At 28.4% G+C, this 14034-nt stretch carries 14 protein-coding genes; 5 read left to right on the top strand and 9 right to left on the bottom strand.

Annotation, left to right across the window (positions count from 1 at the left end; translation table 11 throughout):
* Positions 1 to 64 precede the first annotated feature (64 nt).
* Entirely contained in the window at positions 65 to 973 is a 909-nt protein-coding gene (locus B3B03_RS10470; protein WP_346877264.1) for a patatin-like phospholipase family protein, read from the top strand.
* 108 nt (positions 974 to 1081) lie between these two features.
* On the opposite strand, the gene B3B03_RS10465 is transcribed toward B3B03_RS10470, so the two are convergent.
* From B3B03_RS10465 to yeiL, 4 genes are all read right to left on the bottom strand, one after another.
* Positions 1082 to 3175 carry a GGDEF domain-containing protein gene (locus B3B03_RS10465; RefSeq protein WP_346877263.1) on the bottom strand — a complete coding sequence of 698 codons (2094 nt, stop codon included), beginning with the start codon at positions 3173 to 3175 and terminating at the stop codon, positions 1082 to 1084.
* 43 nt (positions 3176 to 3218) lie between these two features.
* Entirely contained in the window at positions 3219 to 4592 is a 1374-nt protein-coding gene (locus tag B3B03_RS10460; protein WP_346847354.1) for an MATE family efflux transporter, read from the bottom strand.
* 213 nt (positions 4593 to 4805) lie between these two features.
* Positions 4806 to 5780, bottom strand: coding sequence for a ribosome small subunit-dependent GTPase A (gene rsgA, locus B3B03_RS10455; protein ID WP_346877262.1), 975 nt, complete (start codon positions 5778 to 5780; stop codon positions 4806 to 4808).
* A gap of 496 nt (positions 5781 to 6276) precedes the next feature.
* Entirely contained in the window at positions 6277 to 6957 is a 681-nt protein-coding gene (gene yeiL, locus B3B03_RS10450) for a transcriptional regulator YeiL (RefSeq protein WP_346847352.1), read from the bottom strand.
* Positions 6958 to 7098: 141 nt separating this feature from the next.
* On the opposite strand from yeiL, the gene B3B03_RS10445 reads away from it, so the two are divergent.
* Positions 7099 to 7524: a DMT family transporter gene (locus B3B03_RS10445; protein ID WP_346847351.1), complete on the top strand. Its 426-nt coding sequence runs from the start codon at positions 7099 to 7101 to the stop codon at positions 7522 to 7524.
* Positions 7525 to 7582: 58 nt separating this feature from the next.
* On the top strand, positions 7583 to 8050 hold the full coding sequence (locus tag B3B03_RS10440) for a DMT family transporter (RefSeq protein ID WP_346847350.1): 468 nt from the start codon (positions 7583 to 7585) through the stop codon (positions 8048 to 8050).
* Between the two features lie 107 nt (positions 8051 to 8157).
* Here the strand turns inward: B3B03_RS10440 and B3B03_RS10435 are convergent, their stop codons facing one another.
* Positions 8158 to 8772, bottom strand: coding sequence for a DUF488 domain-containing protein (locus B3B03_RS10435; RefSeq protein ID WP_346847349.1), 615 nt, complete (start codon positions 8770 to 8772; stop codon positions 8158 to 8160).
* Between the two features lie 147 nt (positions 8773 to 8919).
* On the opposite strand from B3B03_RS10435, the gene B3B03_RS10430 reads away from it, so the two are divergent.
* Entirely contained in the window at positions 8920 to 9405 is a 486-nt protein-coding gene (locus B3B03_RS10430; protein ID WP_346847348.1) for a permease, read from the top strand.
* Positions 9406 to 9458: 53 nt separating this feature from the next.
* Positions 9459 to 9941 carry a permease gene (locus B3B03_RS10425; protein WP_414632302.1) on the top strand — a complete coding sequence of 161 codons (483 nt, stop codon included), beginning with the start codon at positions 9459 to 9461 and terminating at the stop codon, positions 9939 to 9941.
* A gap of 125 nt (positions 9942 to 10066) precedes the next feature.
* On the opposite strand, the gene B3B03_RS10420 is transcribed toward B3B03_RS10425, so the two are convergent.
* From B3B03_RS10420 to B3B03_RS10405, 4 genes are read right to left on the bottom strand one after another with little or no spacing between them, the layout of a single operon-like run.
* On the bottom strand, positions 10067 to 11197 hold the full coding sequence (locus B3B03_RS10420; RefSeq protein ID WP_346877261.1) for a DUF5808 domain-containing protein: 1131 nt from the start codon (positions 11195 to 11197) through the stop codon (positions 10067 to 10069).
* Between the two features lies 1 nt (position 11198).
* Positions 11199 to 11585 (bottom strand): GntR family transcriptional regulator, encoded by a 387-nt coding sequence (locus tag B3B03_RS10415; RefSeq protein ID WP_346847345.1) that lies wholly within the window; start codon positions 11583 to 11585, stop codon positions 11199 to 11201.
* A 15-nt stretch (positions 11586 to 11600) separates the two neighbouring features.
* Positions 11601 to 13247 (bottom strand): ABC transporter permease, encoded by a 1647-nt coding sequence (locus tag B3B03_RS10410; RefSeq protein ID WP_346877260.1) that lies wholly within the window; start codon positions 13245 to 13247, stop codon positions 11601 to 11603.
* A complete protein-coding gene (locus B3B03_RS10405; protein ID WP_346847343.1) occupies positions 13240 to 13953 on the bottom strand; it encodes an ABC transporter ATP-binding protein in 714 nt (237 codons plus the stop codon). The genes B3B03_RS10410 and B3B03_RS10405 overlap by 8 nt, the downstream gene beginning before the upstream one ends.
* Positions 13954 to 14034: the final 81 nt, after the last annotated feature.

Genomic DNA, 14034 nt, shown 5'->3' with positions numbered 1-14034 from the left:
ATATATTCACATACCTACATAATCATTAATACAATAATCATATAAGCTACAACGGAGGTGTCTAATGTCTACATTCAGAATTATTGTATTTGATGGTGGAGGAATTCGTGGTGCCCTATCCACACGTATATTAAAACGCATTTATAATAAATATCCTGATATCTTAAAGTATACAAACTTATTTGCTGGTACTTCTACAGGTGCTTTAATAGCCTTAGCTCTAGCTTCTGGAAAGGATGGAAATTATGTTGATAACTTGTACAACTATGAGACTGTAAAAAGTATATTTTATCCTTCTCATCTTAACCTTTTCAGACCTAAATTTAATAATAAAAACTTAAGAGAAGTCATATTATCTGTATTTACAGAAGACCTTACCCTTGGGGATCTTGAAAAATATGTATTCATCCCATCCTTTAATGTAAAAGGTTTTTCATCCGATAACTGGCAATCTGTATTTTTTAATAACCTTTCTCGTGGTTCAACATACACATCTAAGGTTGTAGATGTGGCTTTAGCTAGCTCTGCCGCTCCTACTTATTTCCCTTCATACAAGAACTTTATAGATGGAGGTGTAATTGTAAATAATCCTACAGCCGCCTCTATGATTTCCGTAATGAAGCTCCTTAAGCCTAAACATTCACTATCTGATTTTCGTATATTATCTATTGGTACCGGCTCAACACTTAACCAAATAAAATCAGATACATCTTCTTGGGGTGCTCTCCAGTGGATGCTCAGACCAAAATGTAATGTTAAAACACCTTTGGTTTCAATTCTACTAAATGATACACCTCTAGAAGACTTATATTGCAAAGAGCTTATCGGTCCAAACTACTTTAGAATAAATCCTATACTAAAATATAAAATTCCTCTTGATGACTATTCAAAAGTTCCATTACTTAAAGATGCTGTGGACAATCTAGATCTTTCCGATACCTTTAAATTTATAGAAAATAATTTTTTACATTAGTACAGAATTAATTTAATATAAAAAGTTATTCTATAATAATTCCTTTTATCATTATAGAATAACTTTTTTATTTTTATGTACATTTTCTAATTAACTAACTTTATATAACTAAGAATAATTTTCATATTTTACAAGTTTATTTTTCCCTTCAGCTTTAGCTATATATAATGCTTCATCTGCAAAATTAATACATTGATCAATGCTCTTCTCTTTACCTGAATACATAAATACACCTAGGCTAGATGTTACTTTTAATTTAGATTTTTCTCTATAATATATATTAGCTCTTTCAATTGATGTTCTTATATTGTCACAGATTGAATAAATCTTTCTTTCACTTATACCTTGTAAAATCACTAAAAATTCTTCCCCACCATATCTCCCTGCAACTCCATGATTTTTAACATTATTTTTAATTATGCCTCCAACCATTTTTAATACACCGTCTCCATAACTATGTCCATACTTATCATTGATTAATTTAAAATCATCAATATCTATCATTATGACAGCTAATTTCTTTCGTTCTCTTTGACAATCCTTAAATATTTTTTCTCCCTTTTCAAATATTTCCATCCTAGACAGTAATCCCGTTAAAAAATCATGAGAAGAAAAATATTTAGTTCTATTATAAAGACAGGAATTCTCTAAAGCTATAGCAACATAGGATGCTAATATCTTTAATTTGTTTAAATCATTTTCTGTATATGCATTTTTCTTATAACTTTGTACATTTAAAAATCCTCTAACCTTATCCTCTAGAATTAAAGGACAATACATTGCTGATTGAGTATTATTATCACTTACTTTTACCTTAAGGGTTGGTACATACTTTTTATATTCTTTATACAGATCATTAATTAAAATAGTGCTTCTATTTCTAACACAGTAAGCTCCTATGCTTGTTTCATCTTCTATATGAACATTCTTTAAATTCAGCTTATTTCCTCTATCTATAAATAGTGCATAATCTAAAATCCCTTCTGATTCCTTAAGGGTAGAAACACCAACCACTTCTGCATCAATAATCATTGATATTTCTTTATGTATATTTTCTAATATATTATCAAAATTAAGATCTGAAGTTATTTTTTGCCCTATAGTTGATATTACTTTAATGTCATCATATAATGACTTGAATATAGCTGCTTCTTGCTTATTCTTTTCATTTTCTAAATCAGCAAGACTTAATTCACTAGTTATACAGTTCAATTCATTATTTATTTCAACATACTTCTCATAATACACTAATGCTTCCTTATATTTATTAATCTCCTTGTTAGATAAATACAGTCGTTTATATATATTTCTACTAATTAGTACGTATTTATTTTTTTCAGATATTTCTAATGCCTTTACTAGCTTATTAATAGCTTCATCATATTTATTATTAATTAAATCACTCTGAGCCCAAGACTCTAATATGCTAGCTTGAACTTCATAATAATCCCTCTTTGTGGCATGCTCTAATGCAGCTGAATAATCTTCTTCTGCTTCCTTTTGATTGCCAGCCTTAAAATTAATTTTTCCCCTTATCCTTAAAGCTTCACTTCTTATAATTTCATAATTCAGCTTTTCTCCAATTTCAATAGATTCATTAATAAAATTCATGGCATTTTCTAAATTGCCAAGTTCACATTCAATTTCAGCAATAACTTGATACATATTTATTTTCAAATTATCATTATAACCATAAGGTATGTCTTGCAATGAATCTATAATTTTTTTAGCTTCATTATATTTTTCCAGATTTAGATAATTAACACAAATATTATTTAATATTATTAAAAAAAACTTATCATTTTTTATTTCTTTTGCTATTTTCAAAGCAATCTTTCCCCATTTTGTACTCAATTCACATAATCCTAATTGAAAGTAGGCACTCATAAGACCATTTGATACATATAATTTCCCTTTTTCATCACTTATGCTTTGAAATAATGTATTAGCTTTTAATAGCCACTGTACTCCCTTTTCATATGTACCTGAATAATTAAAATACCACCCTATAGTTCCACTACACCAAGCTATTCCTTTGATATTTTCATTTTCAGTACATATTTTTAAACCTTCATCTAATATACTTTTAGCGTTGTCTAGGTTAATTACTAGCTGTTCGTTAATATAATCTATAAATTGGTCTATGTAATCTGAATCTTCCCTAAGTCTATTTAGTACATCTTCTTTTGAATCTTTATACATAGATTTCATAACCCCCTATTTTTATTATGTTATAAGGTATTAATTATTCCTCTTCTTCTATGGCAAAATCTCTAGTAACATCTCTTACCCATTTCCCACTACTTACTCTTACTATACTAACCAAAGATTTTATTATCTCATCACACCTAATTATAAAAAATACAGCTACTATTGGTAACCCTAATATATCTACTGCTATGAATCCTCCTGGAATAGCTACACACCACATAAATATAATATCATTTAATAATACAAATCTTGCGTCTCCTCCACCTCTTAGAACTCCCATCATCATATTACTTCCTAAAGCTTGGAATATAACAATAATAGAGGTTACACTCATGATTTCCATAGCAATTAATTTTGTGCTTTGTGGAACATTGTAGAAGTTTACTATTACGGGCTTAATAACATATATTATTCCGCTGGCAATAAGCCCTGTAATTACACTAAATACACCTATTGTAAAGGCATATTCCATGGCTTTATTCTTTTTACCTTCACCTATGGTATTACCAATAATAACAGCTGCAGCATTAGATAATCCAAATATAAACACTGTTACAAATTGTTGTGCAACTCCATTTATACTATTAGCTGCTACTGTACTTGTTCCCATTTTTGCTACAATAACTGAAATCATAGAGGAGCCTGTAGACCAAAGCAATTCATTAAATAATACTGGTGTACATGTAGATACATAATCCTTTAATATAACCTTATCCACCTTTAATAGATGCTTAGGTCGTAATTTTATCTTCTTCTCAAAATAAATCATAAATATTATAACTATTATAAATTCTGTGATTCTTGCCATAACGGTAGCAATAGCTGCTCCTCTTATGCCTAATGCTGGGAATCCAAATTTTCCAAAAATAAATATCCAGTTAAAAAAAGCATTTACCAACAATGACACACTATATACTAACATTGAAATTTTTACCGTTTTTACAGAACGAAGCATCATTATTGTACAGTTTGTTAAACCATAGAATATGTATCCTATGCAGACTATTCTAAGATAGCTAGCCCCACCTTGTATAACAGCTATATCATTAGAAAATATACTCATGAACTGTGTTGGTAATAGTGCTGCTATGGCTATAAATATAATTATTATAACAGTACAAACTCTATACATAATTGCAAGTATCTTATGAATAGAATTTACATCTTTCTTCCCCCAATATTGAGATATCATAATATTTGATCCACTAGCTAGTCCAAAAAGTAGAATCATCAAAATAAAAAATAAATTATTTGCTAAAGCTACTGATGATAATTGGACTTCGCCTAAAGATCCTACCATTAAGGTATCTATCATACTTACTGCAAAAGTAATTAAGTTCTGTATAGCTATGGGTACTGATATACTAAAAAGTAATCTGTAAAATTTCTTATCTGTAGTTATTTTCATATAAATATTCTCCGTATTAATCCAATTTAATAAAATAATTATACCATATTTCACATATAAAATAACCATACATATTTCTACAAATGTGCATGGTATGTATGGTTATTTTAGAATAATAAATATATTAATGCAAATTTCTTTATTATGAATATATTAATAAAATTATTTATGCTCTTAGAAAATTTCATCAACTTCCAAAATACATATTTTCATCTATCTTCTTATTCTAGCTTTTCTTTCATTTATTCTCTCTTTAGCCTTTCTACGTTTTTCTTCATTAGCTATTTCTTTTTTTATTTTTTCATAACTTATAAATCTCTCCTTAGATAATTCTCCTCTTTCAATGGCTTGTTGAACAGCACATTTAGGTTCACTTTTATGCTTACAATCTGAAAAGTGACACTTCAATGCAAGATCTTCTATATCCTTAAAGGTGGCTTCTACGTCTCCCTGACTTAGCTGAAGTTCTCTCATTCCTGGAGTGTCTATTATAGCTCCCCCTGTTGGCAACACAAACAACTCTCTATGGGTTGTAGTATGCCTTCCTTTGTCATATTCATCAACTTCCTTAGTAATTTGTACTTCTTTTTCTAATAATTTATTTATTATAGTAGATTTTCCAACCCCTGAAGATCCAATAAAAACTACAGTATCATCGCTTTTTATAATATTCCTTACTACCTCTACACCTTCACCAGTTAAAGAACTTACACTTATCTTATCTATACCTAATGCCACCTGATCTAAGGATAATAATTTATCTTCTAAATCCTCACATAAATCTAATTTAGTTAATAAGATAACAGGTGTAGCACCACTATCCCATGCTATATTAATATATCTTTCTAATCTTCTTAGGTTAAAATTATTATTTAAAGACATTGTTATAAAAATCTTATCTATATTTGCAGCTAAAGCCTGTTCTTCATTTTTTACTCCTGCTACCTTTCTACAAATAAGCGTTTTTCTTTCTTGAATCTGATGTATTATTCCTTCTCCATAACCAAGCTCTTCATAATTAACCCAATCCCCTACAACTGGATAGTCCTTTTTATTAATTAATTCATATTGTAACTTCCCCGATAGGGTAGCTGATATTTCTCCCTTTTCAGTTATTATCTTGTATAAATTTCTATGCTGAGCATACACTCTTCCTATTGAATATTCATTTATATTATTTTCTCTCAACTATATAATCCCTCTTTCTAACTTTATACTTTAATTTATTTTCATTTAATAAGACGTTGAACTTATGCCCTTTAGCTTTTTTATAATAACCTTATTGGTTAAAAAACTTTATTTTTGCATACAAAAAAACCTTGGATTAGGCTACTCCAAGGCATAAGTTCAAATTAAATATAGTTATAAAATTAGGATTATAATATTATTATACTTCTAAGGTTTTAAACTGAATATAATTGTTAATATTAATCCACTGAAACTAACATTTAAATCTTAAATTTGGAGCGGCTGTATATACTTCATCTAATATTAATCTTTCTCTGTTCATCATAATACAACAACTCCTTTCAAATTTGATTTATATATTTATAATATCAATACATATATTAAGCATACATCAAATATACATATTTGTAAATAATTAAATGACAAATTTCTATAAATATTTTTCATTTTTAGGATTTTATATAATTTAAAATGCTTATATGTCCATCTTTATTATCTATTTATATAAATCCACGGCTAAACTTCTAAGTATTTCTTCATTAATAATTTCATATCCGTAATTGTCTTTTTTTAATACTTCCCTATTTATTAAATTATTTATAGTCCTTAATAGATGTCTATAGCTAGTTCCTAGCAACTCAGCAATTTCTGTTAATGTTTCATTAAATACAACTCTATTTCCTTCTTCCCTTGTTGCCATTATATAGCTAGCTAATCTGTTTTCCAGTGGATATAGTAAATTAATTGATCCATTCCTAGAAACTGTGTCCATTTTATTGCCTAATGAACTACAAATAAATCTTAGAAATTTAGCATCATTAAGTAGTTTTTCTCTTACCTTTTTAAAAGATAAGCCAATACAATAGGCCTCTTCTATAACTTCCATATTTGTAGTTGCCATTGTAAAATTAACTAGCTCTAAATCCCCTAGTACCATAAGTGGATAATAAAAACATATTAAAAGCGATTTACCATTTTTTAAACTAATATATACTTTAGCCTTCCCTTCTACAAAAAAGAATAAATAATCTATAGGCTCATCTTCTTTACATAAAAATTCATTTCTCTTAAAGTGAAATAATTCCATATATTCTCTCATATCACTGGTAAAGATATCATTAATATTGTATTTATTTATATATGTGTTCATAAGTTCTGAGTTATTTATTTTCTTCATATTTATCTCCTAAATCATATAAATTACTTATTAAAATTATTTCTCATCTTAAATACTTTCTTAATACAACTATGACATATGTCATAATACTTCTCAACTGCTTTATGATAAATTCAATATGTAACTAAAAGGGGGATTGTCATGAATATTTTTATTTCTATATTTATAGGTGCATTAATTTCAGTAATGCTTGTGTTTAATGGAACCTTATCAGGGACTATTGGTAATTATTCTTCCAGTGTACTCATTCACATAGTAGGTTTAATTACTATTATTACTGTATTATTTGCTACTAAGTCAAAATTAAAAATTCAAAAAGGTATTCCTATTTTATGGTACAGTGCTGGAGCCGTTGGAGTATTTACAGTGCTTTTTAGTAATATAAGTTTTATGGCTCTTGGTGCTTCTTTAAGCATTTCTCTAGGATTACTTGGTCAAGCAATTTCTTCTATTATCATTGATAACTATGGATTACTTGGAATGAAAAAGATTAAATTTAACGGTAAGAAGTTCATAGGTTTATCAATTATGATTATAGGTATCGTAATTATGACTATTTTTAAATAATGATAGGAGGTGAACTTTAATAAGATTATTTATTCTATAACCTTATTAAAGATAAATAATGATATATATTATAATTTCTATTTTAGCTGGTGTAACTATTGTTATAGGTAGAACTATAAATTCTAAATTAGCAGAGAAAATCGGTATATTTCAAGGAACCTTTTTTAACTATGTAGTTGGACTGTTTTTCTCAGTAGTATTTCTTTTATTCAGCAAAGAAACCTTTCCTTCAACCTTTAGTAGCTTTAGCACAATACCCTTCTTAGCATATTTAGGAGGACTCCTAGGAGTTATAACCATAGTTATTTCAAATTACATGACTCCGAGAATATCTTCTTTTTATCTAACTCTCTTTATATTTATTGGGCAATTATTTATGGGTATAGTAATTGACTATATCACCTTAGGTAAAGCATCTACAGGAAAAATTATTGGAGGTATTTTAGTTCTTATAGGGTTGGCCTATAATCTTATAGTAGATAAAAATGACACTACTTGTGATGAAAGTGAAATTCTCAAAGCATAGTCAAATGAATACATTCAAATTATTCATCAATAATAATAAGTCCAAGTATAAGTAATTAAAATAAAGATTACTTACGCCTGGACTTGAATTATTTTATAGATATCCTTTTATTTTAAATGCTCAATCCGATATCCGATTTCTTTATTGGCTAATCGATATCCTTCTTCTATTAATTCTTTCTCTGTAGGTGCAGTTCCAAGGATAGTATCTATAGTAACTTGATCTCTATCACTAAAATATTTATCTAATAGATTTCTTTCCATATCTTCCTGAGAAGCTAGAGAATAATCGTCTAATATATGTCCTACAGTGAATCCATGATCTCTTAAAGCTCTTCCCACTAAGATGCTTCTATGACATCTTATAGGATCTTGCATCGCACCTAATAATGCTATTCTATATCCTTTTTCACAGCCATCCTTTAGCCTTTGAATACCTTTTATAAAATCCTCTTCATATACTACCTTCTCGAAATCTGAATACCCTTCATCATAATAGGATATCCTATTTTCTCTCTTAGCAGCTAACTCTTTAGCCATATAGATATAAATAAAGCCTTCCTTCTTCAAAGTTTCCCTTATTGTTTCCTTGTCAAATTGAATATTATACTTTGAATAAGGAGTTCCTCTAATATCTACTACACAGTCAATGTTATAATGTCTTAGCATATGAATTAACTTCTCTACAGTATAATTAGAATGTCCTATTGTAAATATTTGCATAATCTTTTCTTCCTTTATTAGTATAATCTATATTATTCATCACTCCTCTCTTTTCATACCCTTGATAATACTTATTATACTATAATTATGTAACCTCACAAATTTATGAGCATAATATGATTTTATAGAGTTATTGGAAGTGATGTTATGACAGGTGTTATTCTATACACTTTAGCTTTAGTGCTACTTCTTATTTCTTTAATCAAAGATAAGAAGAAAACTATTAAGGCTCTAAAAATTTCCCTTAAATCCTTTGAAAACATAATGCCTCAATTTTTAGGTATCATTATCACTGTAGGAATTCTCCTTGCTATAGTAGATGCAGCTACCATATCAAAATTAATGGGTTCTAATTCTGGATTTTTAGGAGTTATTATTTCTTCTATTACTGGTTCCATAACTATGATGCCAACTTTTGTAGCCTTTTCATTAGGTAATACACTACTTGAAAGTGGAGCGGGTTATCCACAAGTGGGAGCTTTAATTTCTACTCTAACCATGGTTGGTATCATGACATATAGCTTAGAGTCAAAATATATAGGTAAAAAAGCTGCCTTTCTTAGAAATTTTATAGCCTTTGTCTTTTCCTTTGTAGTAGCTTTCTTTATTGGAAAGGTGGTGACTTTATTTTGATTAGACTACTTAACTTTCTAAAAAGGTATTCCTTTTTCCTTTTAAGTTTATTAATACTTATCTTAGTATTCGTCTTTAATTGGGACTTAGGAACTAAAAGCTTTATTAATGCTCAATCTAGCTTTATTCAGATGTTATCTGTACTTCCACCTATTATGATTCTTCTTGGCCTTATTGATGTGTGGGTTCCAAAAGAAGTATTAATGAAATATATGGGGAAGAACTCCGGATTTACTGGTGTTTTAATTGCTATTCTTATTGGCTCTATAGCTGCTGGCCCCATGTATGCTGCATTTCCTTTTACTGCAGTGCTTTTAAAAAAAGGAGTTAAATTTAGTAATATTATTATTTTTATGAATGCTTGGTGTGTTACTAAAATTTCTACATTACTCTTCGAAATTTCCGCTATAGGTTATGCCTTTACCCTATCTAGATTAGTAATTGATATACCTGGAGTCATCATAATGGGTTATTTAGTTGAAGGGCTTATGAAAAAAGAAGATATAGATAATCTATATTTACGTTATGATACTTAAGAAGTATAAAAATTAAGGAGTTACTAAGTCAACTAAGGTTTTAATTTCATTATACTGAAATTAAACTTAGTTCTAACATTTTAGTAACTCCTTTAATTCTGATTTAATTTTTATACACAATACAATCAAGTAAGCAATATAGACATAATTATATTACTTATTATAAATACTATAAGTCCTCCCACAGCTATCCAAGACTTTGGATGAGCAAAGTTTACTGTCCAACCTACACCCAATCTTTTCTCTACCATCCAAGCTGGATCATTTTTATTATAATAAATGCTTCCTAGTATCCATTTATCATCATCATCTTTATATAACTCATCTTTTTCACCTTTTGTTTCGATATTTCTTCCACCTTGACCAATTTTGATAAAAATAATGATAAATATAATCATAGTTATCATGAAAATTACCATAAATACATAGTTAATTATCATAGGATCAAAGTTAAATAATATAGATGCTTGAATTAACGAAAACATAATAAGCATTTGTAGTATCATTACCATCATTAATATTGACCCTATTTTTTTAAACTTCCTCTTTCGAATAATGGCCTTCTCAATACTTCCACTATTTAAATCCACCTTAGAATTAATAATCACTTTGTTTATTCCATATAATAATGCTGTTAAAAAAATTTGAACAATTGGAAATTGATATATTATAAAATGACCTCTTAAAGTCTCCTTTTTAAACACCCCAAAGCTAGTATAAGGAATCTCCATCACCTTAGGTAATGCATCATATCTATACATAGTTACTAAAATACTTACTAAAGGAAAGATAAATAATAATAAAAACCATTTTGAGTCTATAGGTTTTATCTTTTCATCCTTTTTAGGCTTTCTTAGAGTAGTCTCTACCACTACTACATTTCTTTTAGTATAAGTCCAGTCTCTATGCTTTTTTAAGGTTTTAACCTTTTTATAATATGGAATATATACTATAAAGCTTATTATTAAACTACCTATAATAAGTATTGCCATTATAAATCCTAAAGTATTTTCACTATAGTTATCAAGATTAAAGAATAAAATATTTACTCCTAAAAGCATAATAAAAAATATGATTGAAATAATTATTCTATAAGATTTTTCTATATCTTTTAGCTCCTTTTCTTCTTGATATTCCTTAGGAAATCTCACTCCAAAGAAAATGCCACTATTAGATGTTTTGTTCACAAAAAAACTAGTTAAAAATATAAATAATAACATAAAATTCATAAATACTAAGAATAACCATTTATCCATATTAGCTATCCTCCTTCTTAAATCCACTAAAAATAGCGTCAATATAGCTCTTTATATCTTCTTTACTTATGCCTCTATTAAAGCATTCAGCCATATAATACTCTAGTTCATAATTTAAACTTTCTCTAAACTCCTCATTAGAGCTTTTTAAGCTAAGAGATACAAAAGCTCCTTTTCTTCTATCTATTTTAATATAACCTTCATCCTTTAAAAGTGAATATGCTTTATTAACTGTATGCATATTCACTCCAATATCATCAGCTAACCCTCTAACGGATGGAAGTTCTTCGCCTTCTTCTAGTTCCCCTCTTGCTATACCTTCAACTACCTGATTCTTTATCTGGACATATATAGGTATATCTGAGTCAAAGTCTATTTTTAAAATCAAAATCTCATCTCCTATTTAACTCCTTAGTTTATTAAACAACTTTTCTCCCTTAGTTTTCAATATTGTACATACTAATAATATCAAAAGTACTAGTAGTAATGCTATAACCCCTAGATATAAATTTATATTTGTAATCGCAAATACCTTGTTAATTCCAATAGTTATAAAAATCACTACAACTACAAGCACTGCTCCCATAAGAATACTTATCATAGAGCTTAAACTTTGCTTTACAACCTGTACTTCTGAAGTCCAGTCTAACTTAGGGAAAAACAAGTTAATCAAAAGGCCCCCAACTGATACTAAAATAGCTAATAGTGTAGGAATTAATATAGTCCACATAAAATTTATTAGGGTTAACTTAAAGGCTATGGCAAACATAATTGAATCCACTACTATAGTTGGTATTAGTAAAAGAATATTAACTCCTATCTTACCAATGAATATATCTTTAACTTCTAGTGGAGATGATTTTAAAATCCACAAATTTCTTCCTTCAATTGATATAGATGAACCTGTAGTGCAAGTTAATCCTATACCAAAGGATAATATTATAAGTGGTGCAAATTGCATTACCTGTTTTAATAGTGGTGCTAGTACCTGAAGGTCTGAATCACTAGATTGTGCCATCTGATCTATGAGAAAATCTCCTCCCATAACTAGAGATGATACAGCTGCTACCGTTACTAAAACTATACCTATTATTGTATTTGTAACATATACAGAAGATGAAAAATATCTCTTAAATTCTTTCTTTATTAAGGCTCCCCTTAAAGTATTTGTTTTTAAGGATGTTAATTTATAATTAGATCTTTTAAAAGTTTCTCCTAACCTTAAATTTATTGACTTAAAGCTTCTAGCAAAGATTATTAAAAATATTATGAAAGGAATTATAGACCATAAAATAAATTTTGTCATAGATAATAAGCTTAAATTAGCTAAAGCATCCGTAAAGTAATAAGAAGGTGGATAAATAGTTTTTATCCCTTGGATTATAGATGTACTGTTCTCTATAACTATATTTATAATCTTATCCATTTTAAATGAACCTATCATTACTACAACTACAACTATCAAGGTTCCTATATTTAAAATTAAAGTTTTACGTTTCATTCTTGAAGATACATAGCTAAGAGCAAAGGCTATAATAGCTGCCATAACTATAGGTATAAGCGGAATAAAAATTATTCCTATGAATAAATAAATAAAAAATATAATACTTGTACCTGATTTCATAAAATAAACTATAGCTGGTGGAATTGTTACTAGTGCTACAAATAAATAATTCAATAATAATAATTCAATCATCTTACTAGCTAAGATTATACCTGGTTTTATAGGTAAACTCATTAAGGTTTCAAAATCCCTTGATGAAAAAAGAACACCCTGAGCCTTGTATACAGATGTAAACAATGAAAACATAGTACTAAGAAGCATTGCACTCATCAAAATAAGACTTAAATATCCATACTGACCCAATTGCTCTACTACAGCCAAGGAATACATTACAATTAACATACCTATAGAAAATATGCCTAGTAGTATTGCTAAAAATATGGATATGTTTTTTACTTTTTCACTCTTTGATTCTTCCTTTAGGAATTTATTTATTCCCCAAGTATTCCTAATGTTATTTTTTAATAGAACTTTTAAATTACTCATTGTCAATCAACTCCATAAATATTTCTTCTAGACTACCATCACCTTTAACTTTATTGGTGTCTCCTGAAGCTACTATCTTTCCACCTTTAATGATAGCTATCTTATCACATAATTTTTCAGCAACTTCCAGTACGTGGGTAGAGAAAAATATAGCTCCCCCTTCATTACATAATTCTCTCATGAATCCTTTTAAAATATGTGCTGCTTTAGGATCAAGTCCAACAAAAGGTTCATCTAGAATTAGTAATTTAGGCTTATGAATAAGTGCTGATATAAGGGCTAACTTTTGCTTCATTCCATGAGAATAGGATGAAATTAGATCTCCTAGAGATTTTGTAAGTTCAAAGGCTTCACTATACTTTTTTATAAGTGTCTCCCTTTCTTCCTTTGATACCTTAAAAATATCTCCTATGAAATTCAAATATTGTATACCTGTTAATGAATCATATAAATCCGGGTTATCCGGAATATATGCTATATCCTTCTTACACTCTATTGGACTAGTCTTTATAGAATTACCATTTATTAAAATTTCTCCTTCTTCAAAATCTAAAATTCCTACTGCAGCTTTAATGGTAGTAGTTTTTCCAGCACCATTATGACCAATAAATCCAAATATATCTCCTGGTTTCACTTCAAGAGATATACTATCTACAGCTTTTTTACTACCACTATAAGACTTTGAAAAATTATTTATCTTTAACATTTTACATACCACCTTATTTGTTATATCTGTTATATATAATATATAACATATATAACAAATATTCAAGTGCCTAATAGATCT

Source organism: Clostridium sp. UBA5712, from assembly GCF_002419845.1.
GTDB lineage: Bacteria > Bacillota > Clostridia > Clostridiales > Clostridiaceae > Clostridium_J > Clostridium_J sulfidigenes.
Note: the sequence above shows the minus strand (reverse complement) of the source record. Positions and strands in the feature narration are given on the sequence as shown.